This is a genomic window from Streptomyces sp. VNUA24, from assembly GCF_029167005.1.
GTDB classification, from domain to species: Bacteria; Actinomycetota; Actinomycetes; order Streptomycetales; family Streptomycetaceae; genus Streptomyces; species Streptomyces scabiei.
In genome coordinates, this window is record NZ_CP119143.1 from 5,509,947 (window position 1) to 5,532,754 (window position 22,808).

Annotated in this window: 20 protein-coding genes; 11 read left to right on the top strand and 9 right to left on the bottom strand. The window is 73.1% G+C overall.

The window, feature by feature from the left end:
• The first annotated feature begins 81 nt into the window (after window positions 1–81).
• Entirely contained in the window at window positions 82–2,736 is a 2,655-nt protein-coding gene (locus PYR72_RS23455) for an RICIN domain-containing protein (RefSeq protein WP_275457139.1), read from the top strand.
• Between the two features lie 126 nt (window positions 2,737–2,862).
• On the opposite strand, the gene PYR72_RS23460 is transcribed toward PYR72_RS23455, so the two are convergent.
• Both PYR72_RS23460 and PYR72_RS23465 read right to left on the bottom strand, forming a co-directional pair.
• On the bottom strand, window positions 2,863–4,149 hold the full coding sequence (locus tag PYR72_RS23460; RefSeq protein ID WP_275457140.1) for a DUF418 domain-containing protein: 1,287 nt from the start codon (window positions 4,147–4,149) through the stop codon (window positions 2,863–2,865).
• 122 nt (window positions 4,150–4,271) lie between these two features.
• On the bottom strand, window positions 4,272–4,901 hold the full coding sequence (locus PYR72_RS23465; RefSeq protein ID WP_275457141.1) for a hypothetical protein: 630 nt from the start codon (window positions 4,899–4,901) through the stop codon (window positions 4,272–4,274).
• An 87-nt stretch (window positions 4,902–4,988) separates the two neighbouring features.
• On the opposite strand from PYR72_RS23465, the gene PYR72_RS23470 reads away from it, so the two are divergent.
• The gene (locus PYR72_RS23470; RefSeq protein ID WP_275457142.1) at window positions 4,989–5,867 is read left to right on the top strand and encodes a hypothetical protein; all 879 of its coding nucleotides are present in this window, start codon (window positions 4,989–4,991) and stop codon (window positions 5,865–5,867) included.
• On the opposite strand, the gene PYR72_RS23475 is transcribed toward PYR72_RS23470, so the two are convergent.
• Window positions 5,777–7,432 (bottom strand): serine/threonine-protein kinase, encoded by a 1,656-nt coding sequence (locus PYR72_RS23475; RefSeq protein ID WP_275457143.1) that lies wholly within the window; start codon window positions 7,430–7,432, stop codon window positions 5,777–5,779. The genes PYR72_RS23470 and PYR72_RS23475 overlap by 91 nt on opposite strands.
• A 188-nt stretch (window positions 7,433–7,620) precedes the next feature.
• Between PYR72_RS23475 and PYR72_RS23480 the strand changes: the two genes are divergently transcribed.
• Window positions 7,621–7,845, top strand: a complete 225-nt coding sequence (locus tag PYR72_RS23480) for a DUF2945 domain-containing protein (RefSeq protein ID WP_275457144.1) — start codon at window positions 7,621–7,623, stop codon at window positions 7,843–7,845.
• Window positions 7,846–7,875: 30 nt separating this feature from the next.
• On the opposite strand, the gene PYR72_RS23485 is transcribed toward PYR72_RS23480, so the two are convergent.
• The 3 genes from PYR72_RS23485 to chvE form a co-directional block, all read right to left on the bottom strand.
• The gene (locus PYR72_RS23485; RefSeq protein WP_275457145.1) at window positions 7,876–8,352 is read right to left on the bottom strand and encodes an MSMEG_6728 family protein; all 477 of its coding nucleotides are present in this window, start codon (window positions 8,350–8,352) and stop codon (window positions 7,876–7,878) included.
• Between the two features lie 166 nt (window positions 8,353–8,518).
• Window positions 8,519–8,722, bottom strand: a complete 204-nt coding sequence (locus PYR72_RS23490; protein ID WP_275457146.1) for a DUF4287 domain-containing protein — start codon at window positions 8,720–8,722, stop codon at window positions 8,519–8,521.
• A gap of 155 nt (window positions 8,723–8,877) precedes the next feature.
• A complete protein-coding gene (gene chvE, locus PYR72_RS23495) occupies window positions 8,878–9,966 on the bottom strand; it encodes a multiple monosaccharide ABC transporter substrate-binding protein (protein ID WP_275457147.1) in 1,089 nt (362 codons plus the stop codon).
• A gap of 873 nt (window positions 9,967–10,839) precedes the next feature.
• Between chvE and PYR72_RS23500 the strand changes: the two genes are divergently transcribed.
• Together PYR72_RS23500 and PYR72_RS23505 are read left to right on the top strand one after the other, a co-directional pair.
• Window positions 10,840–11,343, top strand: a complete 504-nt coding sequence (locus PYR72_RS23500; protein ID WP_275457148.1) for a DUF5990 family protein — start codon at window positions 10,840–10,842, stop codon at window positions 11,341–11,343.
• A 433-nt stretch (window positions 11,344–11,776) separates the two neighbouring features.
• Window positions 11,777–12,142, top strand: coding sequence for a helix-turn-helix domain-containing protein (locus PYR72_RS23505; protein WP_275457149.1), 366 nt, complete (start codon window positions 11,777–11,779; stop codon window positions 12,140–12,142).
• 3 nt (window positions 12,143–12,145) lie between these two features.
• Here the strand turns inward: PYR72_RS23505 and PYR72_RS23510 are convergent, their stop codons facing one another.
• Entirely contained in the window at window positions 12,146–12,862 is a 717-nt protein-coding gene (locus tag PYR72_RS23510; RefSeq protein WP_275457150.1) for a polysaccharide deacetylase family protein, read from the bottom strand.
• Between the two features lie 533 nt (window positions 12,863–13,395).
• Between PYR72_RS23510 and PYR72_RS23515 the strand changes: the two genes are divergently transcribed.
• The 3 genes from PYR72_RS23515 to PYR72_RS23525 are packed head-to-tail and all read left to right on the top strand — an operon-like array spanning window position 13,396 to window position 16,572.
• A complete protein-coding gene (locus PYR72_RS23515; protein WP_275457151.1) occupies window positions 13,396–14,520 on the top strand; it encodes a substrate-binding domain-containing protein in 1,125 nt (374 codons plus the stop codon).
• A 22-nt stretch (window positions 14,521–14,542) separates the two neighbouring features.
• On the top strand, window positions 14,543–15,319 hold the full coding sequence (locus PYR72_RS23520) for an ATP-binding cassette domain-containing protein (RefSeq protein ID WP_275457152.1): 777 nt from the start codon (window positions 14,543–14,545) through the stop codon (window positions 15,317–15,319).
• Window positions 15,310–16,572: a sugar ABC transporter permease gene (locus PYR72_RS23525; RefSeq protein WP_275457153.1), complete on the top strand. Its 1,263-nt coding sequence runs from the start codon at window positions 15,310–15,312 to the stop codon at window positions 16,570–16,572. Before PYR72_RS23520 ends, PYR72_RS23525 begins: the two co-directional genes overlap by 10 nt.
• Window positions 16,573–16,959: 387 nt before the next feature.
• Here PYR72_RS23525 and PYR72_RS23530 read toward each other — a convergent pair whose 3' ends face one another.
• On the bottom strand, window positions 16,960–17,568 hold the full coding sequence (locus tag PYR72_RS23530) for a TetR/AcrR family transcriptional regulator (RefSeq protein WP_275457154.1): 609 nt from the start codon (window positions 17,566–17,568) through the stop codon (window positions 16,960–16,962).
• Window positions 17,569–17,728: 160 nt separating this feature from the next.
• Here PYR72_RS23530 and PYR72_RS23535 point away from each other — a divergent pair, with 160 nt between their 5' ends.
• Window positions 17,729–18,757, top strand: a complete 1,029-nt coding sequence (locus PYR72_RS23535) for a patatin-like phospholipase family protein (RefSeq protein WP_275457155.1) — start codon at window positions 17,729–17,731, stop codon at window positions 18,755–18,757.
• Between the two features lies 1 nt (window position 18,758).
• On the top strand, window positions 18,759–20,315 hold the full coding sequence (locus tag PYR72_RS23540) for an NAD(P)/FAD-dependent oxidoreductase (RefSeq protein ID WP_275457156.1): 1,557 nt from the start codon (window positions 18,759–18,761) through the stop codon (window positions 20,313–20,315).
• Here the strand turns inward: PYR72_RS23540 and PYR72_RS23545 are convergent.
• Window positions 20,282–20,701 (bottom strand): hypothetical protein, encoded by a 420-nt coding sequence (locus tag PYR72_RS23545; protein ID WP_275457157.1) that lies wholly within the window; start codon window positions 20,699–20,701, stop codon window positions 20,282–20,284. The two genes, PYR72_RS23540 and PYR72_RS23545, sit on opposite strands and share 34 nt — an antisense overlap.
• Before the next feature lie 232 nt (window positions 20,702–20,933).
• On the opposite strand from PYR72_RS23545, the gene PYR72_RS23550 reads away from it, so the two are divergent.
• Window positions 20,934–22,610 carry an FAD-dependent monooxygenase gene (locus tag PYR72_RS23550; RefSeq protein WP_275460498.1) on the top strand — a complete coding sequence of 559 codons (1,677 nt, stop codon included), beginning with the start codon at window positions 20,934–20,936 and terminating at the stop codon, window positions 22,608–22,610.
• Window positions 22,611–22,808 lie beyond the last annotated feature (198 nt).

Below are 22,808 nucleotides of genomic sequence, written 5' to 3' on the forward strand. Positions count from 1 at the left end.
CACAAGGAATCGGATTCGGCCGGTTCACGCGTCCGGATCCGCCTTCTCTCGTGAACGGCTCGCAAGGAGAACCAGCTCCCCATGAACAACCCCACGAACGGCGGGCGCCGCGGGCGTCATCGTCGTCGCTGGACCGCCACCGCCGTGCTGCTCGGCGCGCCCCTCGCCGTCGTCCCGTATCTCCTGTTCACGCAGGAGGACTCGCAGGCCGCGACGATCGACGGCGCCGCCTTCTACAAGCTCGTGTCCGTGCGCAGCGGCAAGGTGCTCGACGTCAACGGCTTCTCCACCGCCGACGGCACCCGCGTCCAGCAGTGGACCGACCAGAACACCGCCAACCAGCAGTGGCGGCTGAAGCCCGCCGGGGGCGGCTACTACGAGCTGGTGAACCGCAACAGCGGCAAGGTGCTGGGGGTCGCCGGCAACTCGACCGCGAAGTCCGCCGCCACCGAGCAGCAGACCGACAGCTCCGCGACCTCCCAGGAGTGGCGGATCGACGACGTGAGCGGGTCGTCCGGCGCCGTCACCCTCACCTCTCGCAGGAGCGGCCAGGTCCTGGACGTCTCCGGGGCCTCCACGGCCCGGGGCGCGGCGGTCATCCAGTATCCCGGCAAGGGCGGCACCCACCAGCAGTGGAAGCTGGTGAAGGTGGGCGGGACCGGGGCGTCCGGGACCGGTGGCACGCAGGTCCCGGCCAGGACCGGGCCGTACGTGTGGAAGAACGCCCAGGTGGTGGGCGGCGGTTACGTCACCGGTCTGGTGTTCAACCAGAAGGAGAAGGGCCTGCTGTACGCGCGCACCGACATGGGGGGCGCCTACCGCTGGGACACCGGGGCCGAGCAGTGGATCCCGCTGACCGACTGGGTCGGCGAGAAGGACTGGAACCTGCTGGGCATCGACTCGCTGGCCACCGACCCCGTCGACCCCGACCGGCTGTACCTCGGGGCGGGCACCTACACCAACGACTGGGCGGGCAACGGCGCGATCCTGCGCTCCACCGACCGGGGCCGCACCTTCGAGCGCACCGAACTGCCCTTCAAGCTGGGCGGCAACGAGGACGGCCGCGGCGCGGGCGAACGGCTGGTGGTCGACCCCGCGGACAACGGCACCCTGCTGCTGGGCACCCGGAAGAACGGCCTGTGGCGCAGCACGGACCACGGCGCGACCTGGAAGCAGGTCTCCTCGTTCCCGGTCAAGGACGGGGCGGGCAGCGGCGCCGGCATCTCCTTCGTGACGTACGGCAAGGCCGGCAGCGGGACGATCTACGTCGGCGTCCACGACAAGTCCACCTCCCTCTACCGCTCCACCGACGGCGGGACCACCTGGCAGGCGGTGTCCGGGCGGCCCACGGGCCAGCTGCCGCAGCACGGCGTGCTCTCCGGTGACGGCTCGCTGTACCTGACCTACACCGACGCCCTCGGACCCAACGGCGTGACCGGCGGCTCGGTGTGGAAGTACACGCCGGCCACCGGGGCGTGGAAGGACGTCTCCCCCTCCCAGGGCAACTACGGGTTCTCCGGTCTGGCCGTCGACCCGCGCAAGCCGTCCACGGTGATGGTCACCACCCTCGGCCGCTGGTGGCCCGAGGACGAGATCTACCGGAGCACCGACGGCGGCGCGAACTGGAAGGCCCTGGCCGACAGGTCGACGCGCAGCGCCTCCGCCGCCCCTTACGTCGGCACCCACACCGGGCACTGGATGACCGCCCTGGCCATCGACCCCTTCGACTCCGGGCACGTGCTCTACGGCACCGGCAACGGCATCCTGCGCAGCGAGGACGCCGACGCCTCCGACAGCGGCGGCACCAGCCACTGGGTCATGGGCGCCCGGGGGCTGGAGGAGACCGCGCTGATGGACGCGATCGCCCCTCCGGGCGGCGCCGCCGTCGTCACCGCCATGGGCGACCAGGGCGGCTTCCGGCACGACTCCCTGACCGAGGTGCCCTCCGGCCGGCTGGACAACCCGATGATGTCCAACAGCACCGACATCGACTTCGCGCAGTCGAAGCCCTTGACGATGGTCCGCGTCGGCCGTGGGGGCGCGCAGGACGGCGCGTACTCCACCGACGGCGGCGCCAGCTGGAAGGGCTTCGAGGCGGAGCCGGTGCCCTCCGCCCAGGACGGTCACATCGCGCTCTCGGCGGACGGCTCCGCCATCGTCTGGACCGAGGCCGGTGAGGCCCCCTACCGCTCGACCGACAACGGGGCGAGCTGGTCGCGGGTCGGCGGCCTGGGCAACGGCGCCGTGGTCGTCGCCGACCGCTCCTCGGCCAGGACGTTCTACTCGCTGTCCGGCGGCACGCTGCACGCCAGCACCGACGGCGGTGCCACCTTCACCGCCCGCGCGGGCGACCTGCCCTCGGGCCGGCTCACGGCCGTTCCCGGCGTCGCGGGGGACCTCTGGATCGCCGGCGGCGGCAAGGGGCTGCTGCACTCCACCGACGGCGGCCGCACCTTCACCACGCTCACGTCGGTGCGGTCCGCGTCCGCCCTCGGCTTCGGCAAGGCCGCGTCGGGCACCGACTACCAGGCGCTATATCTGATCGGCACGGTCAAGGACGTCGCCGGGGTCTTCCGCTCCACCGACAAGGGCGCCACGTGGCTCCGCGTCAACGACGACGCCCACCAGTGGGGCGCGATCGGCGGCGTCGGAGTCGTCACCGGTGACCCCGACACCTTCGGCCGGGTCTACGTCGGCACCAACGGACGCGGTCTGCAGTACGGCGACCCGTCCTGATCCCACCCCGTCCTGATCCCACCCCGTCCTGATCCCACCTCGTCTGATCCCACCCCGTCCCCGACGCCCGGGCGGGGCCGCGGCCACCACGGTCCGCGGCCCCGTTCGCGCCGGGCCGGGCCGGGCTCAGCGGACGGACTTCGCCAGGGTGGTGGCGCGGTGGAGGAGGTGTTCCAGCGGGCCCCGGCGGAAGAAGCGGGACCAGACCGACGCGAACAGGACGGCCCCGGCGATGAACGAGAGCAGCAGCGGGGTGGAGGCGGACTCCGGTGGGGCGGCCGCTTCGCCGGGGAGGGCGAGGATCACCAGGATGTGGCCCACGTAGAGGGTCAGCGACATGGTGCCGACGGCGATGACCGGGGCCGCCGCCCGGCCCAGCCACGGCAGCCGGTCCACGGCCACCATCAGGCACAGGAGCACGGTGATGGCGATGCCCAGGCTGCCGATCAGGTCGAACGTGGAGCCGGTGTGCGGCTCGGCCGCCAGCAGCCCCCACGCGTCCGGGCCCCACAGTCCCCCGCCGACCGGCATGTCGAAGGACGCCGACGCTCCGCCGGCGTCCTTCATGGCCTCGAACTCCTCCGGGGTGGGCATCCCGGACATGATCTTCCGATCGCCGCCGGACACCCGCAGCACCAGCCAGGACACGCCGTACCCGAACGCGATCATCGCCGGACCGACCACGGCCAGCCGTCGCCGTACCGCGCCGGAGGCCAGGTCCAGCCGCCCCAGCGCCATGCCGGTGACGACGAAGGTCATCCAGGTGATCGCCGGGTAGAGGCCGGTGAGCAGCAGGTCGAGCACGCCGACGCCGGAGAGGCGGGCGATCGGGTCGTAGGAGTCGATGGTGCGCACGAGCGACTCGGAGAGCAGCGCGCGCAGGGCGAACGCCAGCTGTGGCGTGACGACCGCGAGCGCGACGGCGACGACCGCGAGCGTGCCGGCCCGCAACCGCAGCAGGGGCAGGGCCAGCAGGAAGTACACGGCGTAGAAGTTGAGGATGCCGGCCCCGCCGAAGTTCGTCGTCGCCAGCGCGACGCCCAGGACCAGCAGGACCCCGGCCCTGATCACGATCCGGGCCCTCGCCTGCCGGCCGGCCAGGCCGGTCCTCGGTTCCGGGCGGCCCGCGATCAGTGTCAGGGAGAACCCGGCGAGGGTGGCGAACAGCGCCGAGGCGCGGCCGCTCGCCAGGCTCAGGAACCAGTCGCCGACGCCGCCCCCCGGCGTCGGGAAGGGGCCCACGTGCACGGCGAACATTCCGAACACGGCCAGTGCGCGGGCCAGGTCCACGGCGACCAGCCGCGCCGTCGGCGCGGCGCGTTCCGCGAACGTGCCGGACGCGGACCCGGGTGCCGACGCGGGCGCGGGCAAGGAGGACGGAGGCGGTTTCTCGGTGCTTTCGGTCTCGCTCACCGGGGCTACGTTGCCGAGGCAGGTGTCCGGCCAACCACCCGTCAGCCCACGGGAGTTGACCCGCCGGTCGGCTGTCGTCACCCCGCCGGTCGGCGGGCCCTCGGGCGGTCCGGTTCGGCCCGTCAGGAGCAGGCGTACGTGACCGGGACGGAGACCGTCCGCCGGGACGGGGAGAGGATGCGGAGCTGGGCGCGGGCTTCCTGGCGCCCCTTGCCCTGGAACGTCCACAGCAGATGCAGGCGTGCCTGTCGCTGGTCCCGGACCAGTACTTCGCGCAGGACGCCCGAGGAGGTGCCGTCGCTGCGGGTCCAGCGGTAGGTGAGGGTGCCCGGACGCCCGTTCGTGCGGACGAGCCCGACGATGTCCGCGGTGCCGTCGCACCCCAGGACCTTCGGCGCGACCGTGGCCGCCACCGTCCTCACCTGGACGGAGGGGCCGAGGCGCTGCCAGGCGAGGAGGGCGAGGACGCAGAGCAGCACCAGGGCGGGCAGGGCGTGCCGGCGCAGCCGTCTTCGCCGGGGTACGGGGACCGGTGGCACCACGGGCAGCGTCCGGTGGGTGCGGTGCGCGACCTCGGGGGTCACCCCCGGGCCGAAGCGCAGCAGGGTGCCCTCGACACGATCGGGCGGCGTGGGCCCCGGCTCCGGCGCCGTGACGAGCATCGTCCCGGGCCCGGCCGCGGGCCGCGTCGGGAACTCCTCGACGAGCGTGTCACCGGACTCGGGCCGCTGGATCCAGTGGCTGGCCAGCACGGTGGCGCTGTATCCGGCGTCGTCGGAGGCGGATGCACCGCCCGGGGGACGGCCGTCGACGGGACCGTCGAGACGAACGGTGGCGCCGTGCTCGTCGACGGGACCGCCATCGACGACCGCACCCGGCCCGTCACCGGGACCGAGACGCACGGCGCCTTGCTCCCCGGCTGCACCTGGCCGCACGGCACCGCCGTGCTCGCCGGCCGGATCGAAACGGACGGTGCCCTGCTCATCGGCCGGACCGAGACGGACGGTGCCGCGCTCCCCGGCCGGATCGAGACGAACGGTGCCCTGCTCATCGGCCGGACCGAGACGAACGGTGCCCTGCTGGTCAGCCGGATCGAGACGCTCGGTGCCCTGCTCATCGGCCAGATCGAGACGAACGGTCGCGCCCGGCTCGTCGCCGGGGCCGAGACGCACACGGGTGCCCTGCTCCCCACCCGCACCGAGCCGGACCGTGGCTCCGCGCCCGTCGGCGAGACCGAGACGCACGGTACCGCCGTGGTCGTCGGCCGGATCGAAACGGACGGTGCCCTGCTCCCCGGCCCCACCGAGACCCACAGTGCCGCCGTGCTCGCCAGCCGGATCGAGACGGACAGTGCCCTGCTCCCCGGCCGCACCGAGACGAACGGTGCCCTGCTCATCGGCCGGACCGAAACGGACGGTGCCCTGCTCCCCCGCCCCACCGAGACCCACAGTGCCGCCGTGGTCGTCGGCCGGATCGAGGTGGACGGTCGTCGCCTGCTCCCCGGTCGGGCCGAGACGGACCGGGGTCCCCTGCTCCCCTGCCGGGTCCGGTGCCTCGGTCGGCTCCGGGTCGTCGGTGGCCGCCGGGGGCCAGTCCTGCGGCCGGTACGGGCCGTTCGGCGGGGCGGTCACCGGATCTCGCACTGTCGGGTCAGCAGCTGCTGCGACGCGCCGCCGTCGGCGGAGGTGGGGCTGGTCGTGCCCTGGACCGCCCAGTAGCAGCCACCGCGTCCGAAGGTGTGCTCGACGGTGATCGTGTACCGCGTCGCTCCCGTGCGCTGGAAGGTCTGGGCCGCGCCGTCCGCGGCACCCAGCTGTCCGAAGGTGTCGCCCTTGAAGAACGAGACGGTGACGGAGACCGGCCCGGTGCCGTCCGCGGTGATCTCCACGGTCGACGTGGCCGTCGAGAGACCCGTCTGCCGGAAGGCCGACACCGTGACGTCCTTGACGGCCGTGGCGGCGGGCGTGGAAGGCGCCGGCGTCGTCGGCGCCGACGTGCTCTCCGTGTCCACGGGCGGGGTCGTCACCGGGTCCCCGGTCGTGGTGGCGGTGGCCGACGGCTCCCCCGTGTCGGTGGCCGTCGGCGCCGAGGGCGACGGACTCGGTGACGCCGACGCGTCCGCCGACCCGGTCGGGGACGCCGACGGGGACGGGGAGCCGGAGGAGGGCTCGGCGGTGGGCCCCGCCGTGTCCGCACCGGGTCCGGCGCTGGTGGTGGCCAGGGCCTGGGCCGCCTCCTGCGGGGCGGCTCCCGGGGCGTACTGGATGCCGTAGGTCAGGAGGACGCCCAGGAGCGCGGCGGCACCGGACACGACCATCCCGGGCCGGCCGGGCCGCCAGGACCGTGCCCAGCCCCGGCCCGACCCCTGGCTCAGCACCGTACGGGCGGTGTCCGTGCTGCTCCGCGGCCCGCCGCGGGCCGAGGGCAGCAGCAGGGGCAGCAGCGCCACCAGCGCGGCGAGGCGGCTCCGGCCCCGCTCCTCCCAGTACGGCCCGTAGGCGCCGCCGGCGGCCGCCTCCAGATCCGTGACGAACGCCGCGACCTCCGCGGGCCGCTCCTCCGGGTCCTTGGCCAGCCCCCGCCGCACCAGGTCCCGCAGGGGTTCGGGAACCTCGCCCGCGGGAACGGGCGCGTCGATGTGCTGCAGGGCGAGTTCGGCGAGGTTGTCCCCCGCGTACGGCTTGTGGCCCGTCAGGCACTCGAAGAACGTGGCCGTGGCCGCGTACACGTCGGCGGCGGGCGAGGCGGGCGCGCCCGTCCACTGCTCCGGGGCCATGTAGGACGGCGTTCCGGCCACTCCGGCGCTGGTGCCCGCGTCCACCGCGATCCCGAAGTCGACGAGCTTGGACTCCCCGTCGGGGACGACCAGGACGTTCTCCGGCTTGTAGTCGCGGTGGACGACCCCGACGCGGTGCGCGTCGGCGAGGCCGAGCAGCGAGCCCTTGAGGATGACGAGCGCGGCCTCGGGGTCGAGCGGGCCCTGCCGGGAGAGCAGCGTCCGCAGGGAGACGCCGTCCACCAGCTCCATCACGATCGCGGCGCCGTGCGGGCTCTCCACGTACTCGTACAGGCCGGTCACGTGCGGGCTGTCGAGCCCGCCGAGCAGCCGCGCCTCGGCGCGGAAGTCACGTACGAAGCCCGGGCGGGTGCGCAGGGGCTCGCTGAGGTACTTCACCGCGACCGGGACACCGGTCTCCTCGTGCACGGCGAGGACGACCCGCCCGCTCGCCCCGGACCCGAGTTCGAGCGACTCGGTGTATCCGGGCACCGCCCATGTGTTCATTCCACCCCCAAGGCCGCCGTGCGCCGCCGTTCCACCCGCTCCCGTGGGACCGGGTCGCGTGGAGAGTGAGACACATATTCGGCCATGGCGGTTGCGGTACGCCAGCCATGTGTTCGAAACGGATCCTGCGGGTCGTTTCCGGACACTTCCGCCGGGGCACTCGCGAGCTGACCGACAGGAGGTGCCGTATGGCCGGGAAACGACAGCCGCGCAAGGGCGACCGGGTGGCGTGGAAGAGTCACGGGTCCGAGGCCGCGGGCGAGGTCGAGAAGAAGATCACCGAGAGGACCGAGGCGGCCGGACGCACCGTCGACGCCTCCGCCGAGGACCCTCAGTACCTGGTCCGCAGCGACAAGTCCGGGCGTACGGCCGTCCACCGGCCGCAGGCGCTCCACCGCAGGAAGAAGGCATGACGCGCGAAGGGTGACTTCCGCACCGGGTGGTCAGCGGGGGACCGCTTCCCGGTCGGACGCCGGCCATACGTACGGCAGGTCGTCCGGCACATCGGGAAAGGAGCCCGCGTACAGCTCCGGGTCCTTGCGCAGCAGCGCGGAACGGTGGCTGCGGTGGAAGGCGTCGTCGCCGAGCCAGGGCGGCAGCTCCCCGGCGGCCGCCAGCCCCGCCTGGTCACGGGTCGTGGCGCCCGGCCGGAAGGCCGTGAAATCGGTGACCAGGGTGGCCGCGCAGGTGTCCCGGTGGCCCTGCTCGCACCACACCGCGCAGATCTCCAGCCCGTAGCGGACCAGTGCCTCCTCGTAGCCCGCCCACATACGCACCGCCGGATGCCGCCGCCACCCGTACCCGGGCCGGACGAGCCCGCGCAGCACCTGCAGCGCCTCGACCCGTTGTTTGCCGAGCCGGCGGCGGTCCAGGGCCTGTGCCGAGGCCCGGAAATCGGGATAGGGCAGGAAGGTCTGCATGCCGTGGCCCCTCTCCGCGTGCGCCGACCACCGCGGTCCGGGTGATCCCGGTGATCCGGTCGGCGGTCCGGAGTGACGAGTACCCGCACTCGGGCACACCAAGACCGCATACCAGGACATCACACCCGCGGGTCCACGCGAACGGCGGCGCGGCGGAGCCTCCCGCTCACCCTTCGGCGAGCGTGTGGGCGACGAGGGCGTTGGCGTGACCGTGGCCCAGTCCGTGCTCGCTCTTGAGCCAGGCGACGAGTTCCATGTGCCTGGTGAGCGGCGAGGCCCGGATCATGTCCTTCCACTCGGCGACGGGGCGGCCGTACTTCTTCTCGATCGAGGGGAAGTAGGCGGCGGGGCCCTTCACGGGTGCGGTCATGTCGGTCGCGTCCTTTCCGTCGGCCCGCCGGGCGCCACGCCCGCGGCGCCCGGCGGCACGTGTCGGCACGTGTCGTCGGTCATGACCGGCGCAGGCGCCGGAAGTGAGCGGACTCCCGGCGTGATCCGGCGTGATCCGGGTCACTCGGCCCCGGTCTACTTGAGCTCCTCCTCCGTGTAGAGGTCGCTCGCGGCCAGGACGTACTCGTAGTTGGACTTGTCGACGCTGATCGGCTGGAGCAGGTAGGCGGGCACGGCCTTGACGCCGTTCTTGTACGCCCTCCTGTTGTTCAGCTCCGGCGTCTCCCCGTTGAGGATGTCGTCGGCCATGTTCGCGGCCCTGCCGGCGAGTTGGCGGAGATCCTTGAAGACGGTCTGCGACTGCTCGTCCGCGATGATCGACTTCACCGAGGCCAGTTCGGCGTCCTGCCCGGTGATGACCGGCAGGGGCTTGGCGGCGGTGCCGTAACCGGCGGCCTTCAGCGCGGTGATGACGCCGATCGAGATGCCGTCGTACGGCGACAGCACCGCGTCGACCCGCCGGTCCCTGTACGACTGGGAGAGGACCTGGGTCATGCGCTTCTGGGCGGTGGGGCCGTCCCAGCGCAGGGTGGTGATCTTGTCCATGTCGGTCAGGCCGGACCTGACCACCAGCTGCTTGTTGTCCAGATACGGCTGGAGCAGGTGCATCGCGCCGTCGAAGAAGAACTTGGTGTTGTTGTCGTCGGGCGAGCCGGCGAACAGCTCGATGTTGAACGGGCCCTTGCCGTCCTCCAGGCCGAGCTTCTCGATGATGTGCCGGGCCTGCAGCCGGCCGACCTGCTCGTTGTCGAACGAGACGTAGTAGTCGACGTTCCTGGTGCCGAGGATGAGGCGGTCGTAGGAGATCACGGGGATCTTCGCGGCGGCGGCCTGTTCGAGCGCGCCGTTGAGCGACTTGTTGTCGATCGCCGCGATGATCAGCGCGTCGACGCCCTGCTTGATCAGCTTCTCGATCTGCGCGACCTGGGTCTGCGGGTTGTCCTCACCGTAGAGCAGCTCGGTCTTGTACCCCTTGTCCTTGAGGTCCTCGACGACGCTCTTGCCGTCGGTGAGCCAGCGCTCGGAGGCCCGCGTCGGCATGGCGATACCGATGGTGCCGCGCTCGGAGCTGCTCTGGCTGGTCTCGCCGCCGCAGGCGGACAGGGTGAGCGCGAGCGAGACCGCTCCGGCGAGGGTGGCGAGCGCGGCTCTTCGGTTGGGCATGGTGATCGTTCCCTGTTTCTTGTCGTCGTCGAGACGGACCGAACGTCAGGCGGAGCGGCGCCGGTCGCGGAGGGTCCGCCCTGCGGCCTCGCGGTTCCGCCTCGGCACCGGTGGGCGGGGGTACGGGACGCGCCGGGTCATCGCGGATCGCGTCGTCCGCCACCTCGGTCGGGCCGGTGCCCGGACGCGTCGGCTCTCCGGGACCCTTCGGCCGTCGCGGTCCCGCCGCCCGCGTGCACCTGGACAGGGGTGGGGCTGTGCCACGGCGTCCCGGCCACGTCTGTGCTGACTCCGGTGCTGCGCAGGGCACTTGCCTTTCCCGTCGTTCGAAATCTCGTCACATGGTCAGAAGTTTGGCGAGATTGGCGTGACATTAGGAGCGGATGTGCCGGGTGTCAACGGAAAGCACACAAACGCTTTCCCCCGCTGTCCGCCGTGGAGAACCGGGGTGCGGTTCTCGGTGACGTCCAGCATGGGTCACGGCGTCCGCGTCAGGACGACGCGATCTGGCCGATTTCCCCATCACGGGTGGCGCGTCGGCCAACTCGCCTTCTTAGTCGCCGTGTTGGTGCGTTGGCGTGTGGCGGGTTGGCGTGCGGTGCGCTGCCGTGTGGCGGGCTGGCGTGCGGCGGGTGGGCGTGCGGTGCGCTGCCGTGTGGCGGGCTGGCGTGCGGCGGGTGGGCGTGCGGTGCGCTGCCGTGCGGCGGGCCGGCGTGCGGCGCGCTGCCGTGCGGCGGGCCGGCGTGCGGCGGGTGGGCGTGCGGTGCGCTGCCGTGCGGCGGGCCGGCGTGTGGTGTGTCGGCGCGTTACGGCGGTGCCGGGACGGGACCATGGCGGTGTCCTGAAGGAAGGACGGGCGGGATGATGGCCGTCATGCGCATCCGCATCGACGCCGTCGACCTCCCCGGCCGCACCCGCCCCGCCTCCGCCGACGGCAGGGTCCCCGCGTACGACAACCTCCATGTCGCGGTGCAGCGCCGCGACCGTCCGGCCGAACTCCTCGACCCGCAGCCCGGCGACGCCCCGTCCGCCACCTGGACCCTGGAGTGCACCACGGGCACGTCACCGGCCGGCGCCGGGATCAGCGGGCCCCATGTGCAGAACCGGCTGGGACGGCGGTTCGTCTACCTGTCCTGGGGCACGGTCGACGAGTCGGGCACCTTCACCATGTTCCGCCGCGCCAAGCTGATGCTCGACGTGATCCCCGCCGACGTCCTCGCCGCCGCCGCGCGCGACGGACTGCTGGTCGGACGCCTCGGTCTGACCGACTCCCGGGGCGGGCCCCTGTGCGCCCGGGTCGAGCCGCCCCTCATCACCTGGACCGCCGAGCGGGCGGACCGGCGGACGGACCAGCCCACGAACCAGCCCATGACCTAGCCGGCGAACCAGCCACGGAGCGCAGGTCGCCCATCACCACGAGTCACAGACAATCTGTGCCTCCAGACGGCTGAAATCTGTCTTTGTCACTGTAGACATTGCCCTTCGGCGCGACTAATCTCTGACGCATCAAGACGGACTGGCGGCCTGCCGGACACGGAACGGCAGGGTCGCCGCACACGAGCAAGAACGGAGGAGACGCCATCAGGATCGCCCGGCCCGAGGAGCACTCGGCCCGGGTACCGCAAGACCCCGGATGGGAAGGTGGTCTCCGGTCAAGCAGCCGCGATCCCCGCACCCCCCTTCGACAGGGCCGGTAGCGGAAACAGAAGGTCGGCACAGCACGAGAGCCGACAGATGGTGTTGAATTTCCTTCGGGGCCCTGGTGCCGTACGGCGCCAGGGCCCCTCGACGCGTTGCACTACGAGGTGACATGACGGCAGACAGCCCCCTGCACGACCGCCTGGACGACGACGACTACCCCGCGTACACGATGGGGCGGGCGGCCGCGATGCTCGGCACCACCCCGGCCTTTCTGCGCGCCCTCGGTGAGGCCCGGCTGATCACGCCGCTGCGCTCGGAGGGCGGACACCGCCGCTACTCCCGCTACCAGCTGCGCATCGCCGCGCGAGCGCGCGAACTCGTCGACCGCGGCACCCCGATCGAGGCCGCGTGCCGCATCGTCATCCTGGAGGACCAGCTGGAGGAGGCGCAGCGGCTCAACGCCGAGTACCGCCGCCGCGCCGGGCACGAGGCGCCCGACGGCTCGGTCTCCGGTGCGCTGCCCGGTGCCGGCTGACGTTCACGGCCGATAGGCCGCGCGGTTGTGGTACGTGACCTTTCCGTTGGGGAGCTTGGCCGGGGCGAAGAGCTGATCGACGGTCACGAAGTGGAAGCCGCGGTCCGCGAGGGCTCTGATGATGCCGGGCACGGCGTCGACCGTCGTCCGGTGGATGTCGTGCATGAGGACGATGTCACCGGGTCTGGTCTGCGCGTTGACGTACTTGATGAGCCGGGCGGAGTCGCGGTACTTCCAGTCGAGGGTGTCGACGCTCCAGTGCACCAGCGGCCGCCCGGCGGCCGAGCGGACCGCCGCGTTGTGAGCGCCGTAGGGGGCGCGGAACGTGGTGGGCTTCGTGCCGGTCGCCTGCTTGATCGCCGCGTCCGTACGGGACAGCTGTGACTTGATCTTGGTGGCGCTGAGCCTGGTCAGATCGGCGTGGTCCCAGCTGTGGTTGCCTATCTGGTGACCGGCGAGGGCCGCGGTCTTCATCGTCGAGGGGTTTCTCTGGACGTTCACGCCGACGGCGTAGAAGGTCGCCTTGACGTCCCGCTCCTTCAGCAGGCGCAGGAGCCGCTGGGTGTCGGCCACCGGGCCGTCGTCGAAGGTGAGGGCGACGCACTTGACCTTGCGGCAGTCCACGGCCTGGGGTGCGGCCGAGGCGGATGTGGCGGTACCGACCAGTGTGGTGCCGCACAGGGCTGTGGTGATGGCCGAGATGACGAGGCGTCGTTGCATCGGGTCCTCCGGTGGCGGTGAACTTCCCTTGTGAGCAGGGGACTTGCCTCGTAAGACGCACGTACTGCGGCCTTGGATGTACACGGGAAGCGGAAGGGGGCATACCGGAGCGAAACCGCCCGGAGCGGAAGTGACTTTCGAGGCACGGGAGTTGTCACGCCGGGCCCGCGCCGGACCCGCCACACCCGGACCGCCGAGCCAGTCACACCCAGCCCGCCGCGCCCGCCGCGTGCACCGATCCCGCCGAGTGCGCCCAGCCGTGAGTGCCGCGTGCCGACGAACCGCCCGCCGCACCCGACGGGAGACCGCCCCCTCGCAGAACCCATCGCCCGACCTCACCCCCGGTCGGCGCGCGCGGCCACCCCCGCCCCGTGGCCGGAGGCGAGCCCCCAGAGACGCACACCCCCCGGGACGCACCCCGCACCCCGCACCCCGCACCCCACCGCACTGGACCCCGACCGCCGCGTGACTACGCTGGATGGAAGGCATCCATAGCGGGTTAAGATCGGGCAAATCTTCCTAAGGAACCGAACATGGGTCTCGGTGTCGGCCGGTCGGCCGTGAAGCGAAGGTCCCTCAGCCGGGCGGCAGCGGCGGCCGTGGTCGCCGTCGGCCTGGTCCTGACCGGGGCGTGCGGCGGGGACGAGGGCGGTGCGGGCGGGAGCAAGGGGGACGACCTCACCGTCGGTGTCCTGCTCCCGGGCGGCGGAGCCTCCCGCTTCGGACAGTTCGACAGACCCCTGATCGAGAAGAGGCTGAAGGAGCTGTGCCCGGGCTGCCCGGCGGCCACCGTCGCCGCCACGGCGGAACCGGCGGTCCAGCGGCAGCAGCTCGACGCCATGATCACCCGGGGGGTCGACGTGCTGATCGTCGCCGCCGTCGACCCCAAGGCCCTGCGCTCCTCGGTCGAGGCAGCGGACCGGGCCGGCATCCCGGTCGTCGCCTACGACCGGCTCGCCCAGGGCCCCATCTCCGGCTACGTCACCTTCGACGGGGAGATCGTCGGCAGGCTCCAGGGCGAGGCCCTCCTCAAGGCCATGGGCCCCGCGGCAGACGGCGGGCAGATCGTCATGATGAACGGCGCCACCACCGACCCCAACGCCGGCTGGTACAAGCGCGGCGCGCTCTCCGTCCTGGAGGGCAAGGTGAAGATCGGCAAGTCGTACGACACCGTCGGATGGCGTCCGGAGAACGCCTACGTGAACATGAGCGGCGCCATCTCCGCCCTCGGCGCGGACGCCATCGACGGCGTCCTGGCCGCCAACGACAGCCTCGCCGGCGCCGTGGTCTCCGCCTTCGGCGCCAGCGGCGTCCGGCCGCCACCGCCCGTCACCGGACAGGACGCCGACCTCGCGGCCGTACGGCGCATCGTCGCGGGCGACCAGTACATGACCGTCTACAAGCCGTTCGAGCCGGCGGCCGACGCGGCCGCCGAGATGGCGGTCGCGCTGGGGCGCGGCGAGAGCGTCGACCGCATCGCCACCGGCACCGTGGACAGCCCCACCGACCAGGACATCCCCGCGGTCCTGCTCCCGTCGGTCCCGGTGACGGCCGGGAACATCGAGGACACTCTGGTCAAGGACGGTATGTACACCATCGCCCAGATCTGCACCCCGAAGCTCCGGCCCGCCTGCGACAAGGCCGGACTCAGCCCGTGAGCCGCATCCAGGAGGTGGTCCGGTGGTTCAGCCCTTGCTGGCCCTGCGTGGCGTGTCCAAGCGCTTCGCCGCCGTCCAGGCGCTGGTGGACGTCGAGCTGGAGATCAGGGCCGGGGAGGTGGTCGCCCTCGTGGGCGACAACGCGGCCGGGAAGTCCACCCTGGTCAAGGTGATCTCCGGGGTCGGGCCCGCCGACAAGGGGGTGATCGAGTGGGAGGGCGCGGCCGTCCAGATCCGGCGCCCCCAGGACGCCCAGCTCCTCGGCATCGCGGCCGTCTACCAGGACCTGGCGATGTGCGGAAACCTCGACGTCGTCGGCAACCTCTTCCTCGGCCGGGAGATCCACCGGTACGGCGTCCTCGACGAGGTGGAGATGGAGCGCCGGACCCGTGAGCTGCTGCGCACCCTCTCCATCCGCATCCCCGACGTGCGGGTGCCGCTCGCCACGCTGTCCGGGGGACAGCGCCAGGTCGTCGCGATCACCCGCTCCTTCGTCAGCGCGCCCCGCCTGCTGCTGCTCGACGAACCCACCGCCTCGCTGGGTCTGGAACAGACCAACCAGCTCCTCGACCTCATCGAGGAGCTGCGCGACCGGGGCACCGGAGTGCTCCTCATCAGCCACAACATGGGGGACATCAAGGCCGTCGCCGACCGGATCGCCGTCCTGCGCCTCGGCCGCAACAACGGGCTGTTCAACGTGAGCACGACCTCTCAGGAGCAGATCATCTCCTCCATCACCGGCGCGGTGGACAACACCGCCGACCATCGGAGCACCGACCCGGAGGAGACATGGCCGTGAGGGGGAGCGGCCGGGAGGACGGCGGGGAGACGGAGGACCGGCGGGAGAGCGGGCGCCGGTGGTACGGCGACCGCCCCCGCGCGTACGCCCGTGCCGTGCGCCACCGGGTGCACGCGGGCGGGCTGGGTCCGGTGCCGGCGCTGCTCGCGCTCGCCGTGACCTGGACCGTCTTCCAGAGCCTCAACGAGAACTTCCTCTCGCCGCGCAACCTGTCCGTCCTCAGCGTGGAGATCGTCGGCACCGGCATGGTCGCCGTCGGCGTCGTGTTCGTGCTGCTGATCGGCGAACTCGATCTCTCGGTGGGATCGTTGGCCGGGCTCTCCGGTGCCATGTTCGCGGCGCTGAACGTGAACCAGGGCATGCCGGAAGGGCTCGCCGTGCTCGTCGCGGTGGGCTGCGGGGCCGCGGCCGGGGCCCTCCACGGGTTCGTCTTCACCCGGATCGGCGTGCCGGCGTTCGTGGTCACCCTGGCGGGGCTGCTGGCCTGGAACGGCCTGATGCTCTACCTGCTGGGACCGGAGAGCTCCATCAGCTTCAGCGACGACGGGCTGGTCGCCGAGCTGACCACCCGGTCGTTCGGCTCCCCGGCGGTCACCTACGCACTGGCGGCGCTCGGCCCGGCCGTGTACCTCCTGCTGTGCCGACGCGACCGGCGGCGCCGCGCCGCCGCCGGGATGCCCTGCCGGGCGAAGGGCGAGATCTGGTTGCGTACGGCGCTGTTCGCGGCGGTCGCGTTCGCCACGGTCCTCGTCCTGGACCGGTTCGAGGGGCTGCCGCTCGCGCTGCTGATCTTCCTCGCCGTCATCGTCGCCTCGGACCTCCTGCTGCGCCGCACGGTGTACGGCAGGCAGGTCCTCGCGCTGGGCAGCGGTGTGGAGGCGGCACGGCGGTCCGGCGTCGACGTCTCGCGGGTACGGATCTCGGTGTTCCTGATCTCGGGGACCCTGGCCGCGGTCGGCGGTCTGTTCGTCGCCTCCCGGCTCACCTCGGCGACCCAGGTCCCGGGCTCCGGCATGCTGCTGATCAACGCGATCGCCGCCGCCGTCATCGGCGGCACCAGTCTGTTCGGGGGGCGCGGCTCGACCTGGTCGGCGCTGCTGGGAGTGCTCATCATCCAGTCGATCGCCTCGGGCATGGCCCTGCTGGGGGTCCAGCCGGCGGTCCAGTTCATGATCACCGGCGGGGTGCTGCTCATCGCGGTGGTCTTCGACTCCCTGGCCCGCCGCGCGGCGGAGTCACGGGGGCGGGCCTGACGGCACCCGGGACGGTCGGCCACGAGGCGAGCCGGGGCCAGCCACGGAAGCGGCCCCGCCAGGACCGGCGATCAGGTGACCGGATGGTCGGGTGGCCGGGTGATCAGGTGGCGGGTGACCGGGTGGCCGGGTGGCCGGGTGATCAGCCGGCCGTGGCCGTGCCGTCCATCCGCAGGACCAGGCGCAGGGTCTCGGTCAGGACTGCCATGGGGACGGTCGGGTCGGCGACCCGCTGGACACCGAGGCCGATACCCAGACCGAGCAGGGCCGCCGCGGCCAGCGCCGGAACGGAAGCAGCCCCGCCGGGACCGGAGATCAGGTGGCCGGGTGACCGGGTGGCCGGGTGACCGGGTGGCCGGATGGCCGGATGGCCGGATGGCCGGGTGATCAGCCGGCCCTGGCCGACCCGTCCATCCGCAGGACCAGGCGCAGGGTCTCGGTCAGGACGGCCGTGGGGACGGTCGGGTCGGCGACGCGCTGGACGCCGAGGCCGATGCCCAGGCTGAGCAGGGCCGCCGCGGCCCGGTCCGCGGGCATCGCCGGAGTGACGCCCAGTTCCGCGGCGAGCGCGTCGAGCAGCTCGGCGAGCGCCTCGCGGACCACACCGACCCGCGCGGTGATCTCGTCCCGCAGCTCGGCGTCGTGCCGGGCGCTGGTGAGGAACTCGACCTCCAGCGTCGTCCACGCCTCGTCGCCGATGTGCGCCTCGGCCCACCCGGCGAAGGCCGCCAGGCGCTCGTCGATCCCGGCCCCGCCCAGGACGGCGTCCGTGAGCAGCGCCAGCTGCTCGGCCCGGATGTCGTCGAGGGCGGCGAGGCACAGATGGCCCTTGCCGCGGAAGTTGGAGTAGACGGCTCCCTTGGAGAAGCCGGCCGTCTCCGCGACGTCGCTGAGCGAGGTGGCGGCGTAGCCGTGGGAGAGGAACAGCTGCCGCGCGGTGGCGACCAGCCGCTCCCGCGTGCGTTCCTGGCTCTCGACGCGGCTGAGGCGGGCCATGTCTCGCTCCCTCTCCCGTCCTGCGCGGTTCTCGGGGACCCGGCGCGGTCGCGCACCTTCCCGGCCCTCGGATCCTATCTCCGGCACGGACTGTCCACCGCTTTCGGATACCGCTAGTATCCGGATCTCGTCGGTATCCCGAATGGGCGGAGAGACCTCAGTGACCGCGACGAGCACACGAACGACCCCGGCCCGGACGACCCCCTCCCGGGGCCTGGTGCTGGGCTGCGGAGGAACACTCGGCGCGGCCTGGACGACGGCCGCCCTGCACTCGCTCCAGCGGGCCACGGGCTGGGACCCGCGTGACGCCGACGTCCTGGTGGGGACCTCCGCCGGGGCCGAGGTCGCCGCGCTGCTCGGTGCCGGTGTCGGCGTGGCGGAGCTGCTGGCCGCGCAGCTGGGCCTGGAAGGCGCCCGCCCGGAACTCCTCCAGCACGTCGCCGCCCCGCCCGGCGCGCTGCCGCCCCGGCCCGCGGCCTTCCTCGGATCGCCCCGCCTGGCCCGCCGCGCGCTGGGCCGCACCGCTCCCGTCCTGGCCGGGCTGTCCGGCCTGCTGCCCCAGGGCCGCGGCGACGACCGCCGGCTGGTGACCCTCGCGGACGCGCTGACGCCACCCGGCCGGTGGGTGCGGCATCCGGCGACCTGGCTGGTGGCCACCGACTTCGACACCGGCCGCCGTACCGTCTTCGGTCACCCGGACACCCCGCCGACCGCCCTGCGGGACGCGCTCCGGGCGTCCTGGGCGGTGCCGGGCTGGTACCGGCCCGTCACCGTCGGGGGCCGGCGGTACGCCGACGGCGGCATCCTCTCCACCGCCTCCGCCGACCTGCTGGTCCCGAGCGGGCTCGACGAGGTGTACGTCGTCGCGCCGATGAGTTCGCGCTCCCCCGGACCGCGCCGGGGCCTCGGCCGGGCGGAGGCGCTGCTGCGCCGGGTCATGACCCGCACGCTCGACGCGGAGTGCGCCGCGCTGCGGGCGGCGGGGACCCGGGTCGTCCGCATCGAACCCGGCGCCGCCGACCTGGAGGTGATGGGCGGCAACTTCATGGACCCCCGCCGCCGCCCGGCGGTCCTGGAGACCGCCCTGCGCACCACCCGCGCCCTCGTCCGTGCCGCCGTGGGCCATGCCGACGCGACCGACGCCACCGACGCCCTCCCCGCCCCCGCCCCCGCCCGGACAGGAGCCTGAGATGCCCCGGCCCGAAACCCCCGACAGCCCCGACAGCCCCGGCACCCCCGACGCCACCGGCAGCCCGGCCGCCGCTGCCGTCACCCGCGAGACCCGGCACGTCGAGGCGCTGGTCATCGGCAGCGGACTCTCCGGCATCGGCGCGGCGATCAGACTGCGCGAGGCGGGCGTCCGCGACCTGGTGATCCTGGAGAAGGCGGACGACCTCGGCGGCACCTGGCGCGACAACACGTACCCGGGCTGCGCCTGCGACGTCCCCTCCGCCCTGTACTCGTACTCCTTCGCGCCCAACCCCGAGTGGACGCGGGCCTTCGCGGGCCAGCCCGAGATCCGGGCCTACCTCCGCGACACGGCGGACGCGTACGGCGTCACCCCGCTCATCCGCTACGGCACCGAGGTCACCCGGGCCCAGTGGAACCGGGCCGACGCCCGCTGGCACGTCGAGACAAGCCGCGACCGCTACACCGCCCGGTTCCTGATAGCCGCGGCCGGGCCCTGGCACGAACCCCGGCTCCCCGACCTGCCCGGCCTCGACGGCTTCCCCGGCGAGGTCTTCCACTCCTCGCGCTGGCGCCACGACCACGACCTCACCGGCGCCCGGGTGGCCGTCGTCGGCAGCGGCGCCTCCGCCGTGCAGTTCGTGCCCGAGATCCAGCCCCGGGTCGAGCGGCTGCACCTGTTCCAGCGCACCGCCCAGTGGGTGCTGCCCAAGCCCGACCACCCGGTGCCGCGCGCCGAACGATGGCTGCTGCGCAACCTCCCCGCGGCCGGGCGGGCCCTGCGCCGGGCCGAGTACGCGGCACTGGAGGCCCTCGGCGTGGGCTTCCGCCACCCGGCCCTCCTGCGGGCCGTGCGGCAGGCCGGCACGCTCCACCTCCGGGCCGCCGTCAAGGACCCGGCGCTGCGCCGGGCGCTGACCCCCGACCACACCCCGGGCTGCAAGCGGCTGCTGTTCTCCAACACCTACTATCGGGCGCTGACCAGGCCCGGCGTCACCGTGCACCCGACGGCGGTCCGGGCCGTCGAGGGCAGCTGGGTCCTCGGCTCGGACGGCAGCCGTGCGGAGGTCGACACGATCATCCTCGGCACCGGCTTCCACATCCTCGACATGCCCATCGCCCACCGCGTGTTCGACGCGGACGGGGCCGCCCTGGACGACCACTGGAAGGGCAGCCCGGACGCCTATCTCGGCACCACCGTCACCGGCTTCCCCAACGCGTTCGTCCTCCTCGGCCCGCACCTCGGCACCGGCCACTCCTCCGCCTACGCCGTCCTCGAAGCCCAGCTCGCCTATGTGGCGGGCGCGGTGCGCCACGCCCGGTCGGCGGGCCTGACCAGCATGGACGTACGGCCCGAGGTCCAGGCCGCGTTCAACGCCGAGGTGCGGCAGGCGCTGCCGTCCACCGTCTACAACGCGGGCGGCTGCTCCAGCTACTACCTCGACGACAACGGCGTCAACAGCTTCAGCTGGCCCTGGTCCACGGGCCGGATGCGGCGGCGGCTGGCACGGTTCGACCCCGAGGCCTACGTCGTGACCGGCGCCGGCGCCGGCGGCTGAGCCTGCGGCCACAGGGCCGCGACCACGAAGGACAGGCCGGTGGTCACGGCGGCGGTCCCCACCGTCACCGTCATGACGCCGATGACGAAGAGGCCGCTGGCGTCGTCCGACCAGTCGTAGAAGGAGGCCACGGCCAGACCGGCCGTGGTGCCGACGACGGCGCCCGCGATGTGCCGCCGGGACGCCGCCCAGACCACCGGCACCAGCAGGGTCAGCACCAGGCCGATCACCTGCCACGGCTCGTACGGGCCGGTGGACGTGCCGTCGGGGTGCAGATCGTACTGCTGGTCCCAGCCCAGCCAGGCGGCCCACAACGTCAGGGAGGCCACGGCCGTCACCAGGGCGGGCAGCAGGGAGGAGACGGATCTCAGGAGTCGCTGGTTCATGCCCCCAGCCTCCCGGCGCGCCCCTCGGCCGGACAGAGCACAGGTACTCATCCGCACCCGAGTACCTGAGCGGACGGGGGCCGAGCGAGGACCGTACCGGAGGCGGGCGGGGCCTGCCCCCTAAGCGGGTGAAGCCTGGGCCCCGGCCCGTGGCGCGGGGCATGGATGAAGCCCCCGGCCGTATCCGGCCGAGTCGGCGGACACGACGCGCTGGAGTGGAGCGATGAACGCGATGAGACAGAGCCCGGACCGGAACGGTCCCACCGGCACCGCGACCCACGAGGTCCCGGTCCTGATCGTCGGGGGGTCCCTCGTCGGTCTGTCGGCCTCGGTGTTCCTGGGCCGGCTCGGGGTGCCCCACCTGCTGGTGGAGCGGCACTCCGGCACCTCCATCCACCCGCGCGGCCGGGGCAACAACGTCCGCACGATGGAGGTGTTCCGGACGGCCGGCGTCGAGGAGGGCATCCGCCGGGCCGCCGCCACGCTCGCCGGCAACCACGGCATCCTGCAGACGCCCACCCTGGTCGGCGACGCGGGTGAGTGGCTGTTCAAGGAGATCGACGCGGGCGGCGGCCTCGCCCGGTTCAGCCCCAGTTCCTGGTGTCTGTGCAGCCAGAACGACCTGGAGCCGGTGCTGTTCGAGCACGCCGGGCGGCTCGGCGGCGATCTGCGGTACTCCACCGAGATGATGTCGTTCGACAGCGACGCCTCCGGTGTCACCGCGGTCGTCAAGAGCCGGGAGACGGGCGAGCACACCACCGTCCGCGCGCAGTACCTCATCGCCGCCGACGGGCCCCGCAGCCCCGTCCGCGAACAGCTCGGCATCGGCCAGAGCGGCCCCGGCGACCTGTTCCACAACGTCAGCGTCACCTTCCGCTCCCGCGACCTCGCCGAGGTCGTGGGCGAGCGCCGCTTCATCGTCTGCTACCTGACGAACCCGGACGCCGACGGGGCGCTGCTGCCCGTGGACAACCGGGAGAACTGGGTCTTCCACCTGCCCTGGCACCCCGAACACGGCGAAACCCTGGAGGAGTTCACCGAGGAGCGGTGCGTCGAGCACATCCGCCGCGCGGTCGGGGTCCCCGGTCTCGACGTCCGGATCACCGGCAAGGCCCCCTGGCACGCGGCCCAGCGCGTCGCCCGCGGCTACCGGTCGGGACGCGTCTTCCTGGCCGGCGACTCCGCCCACGAGATGTCCCCCACCGGGGCCTTCGGCTCCAACACCGGCATCCAGGACGCGCACAACCTCGCCTGGAAGCTGGCGGCGGTGCTCGGCGGCTGGGCCGGTGAGGCTCTGCTGGACTCCTACGACGCCGAGCGCCGCCCGGTCGCGGAGGCCACCAGCGCCCGTGCCGCCGCCCGCTCGGTCGAGCACAGCCACCCCGGTTTCGCCCCGGCCCCGGGCGTCGGCGGGGGCGGGGGCCCGCAGCGCGGGATCCTCAACGTGGCCCTCGGCTACCGCTACCCCCGGGGAGCCGTCCTCGGCACCGACCCCACCGCGCCGGTCGTCCCCGAGGGCCTCGACCTGACCGGCGAACCCGGCAGCCGGGCCCCCCATCTGGCGGTACGCCACCGGGGCGCCAGCATCTCCACCCTGGACCTGTACGAACGCTCCCTCGTCCTGCTCAGCGACGCGACCGCCGGCGGGGCCGACGGCTGGCACGCGGCCGCGCTCCGGCTCGCCGAGACCCTGTCCGTCCCCCTGACCTCGTACCGGTTCGGCACGGGACCGGACGCCGAGCTGACCGCGGAGGGCGAGAGGGACTGGGCGGCCGCCCACGGGACGACTCCCTCCGGCGCCGTCCTCGTACGCCCCGACGGGTTCGTGGCGTGGCGGTCCCCGGGAGCCGTCCCGGACGCCGAGTCCGCCCTGCGCGAGGCCCTGACCACCTTGCTGGCGACGGACTGACGCCACCTCACACGGCCGGCCGGCTCCGGGGACACTCGGGACCGGCCGGCCTCTTCGTGCGCGCGGCGGCATAGGGAACTGACTGCACGTCATCCTCACTGCCTCACCGCTCATCTGACGAGACGTCGACTCCCTGCGGAGGTCGCGTGCCGGAGAGCCAGGGCGACGGGTAGGCCCCGGAGTTCGGGCAAACCGAAC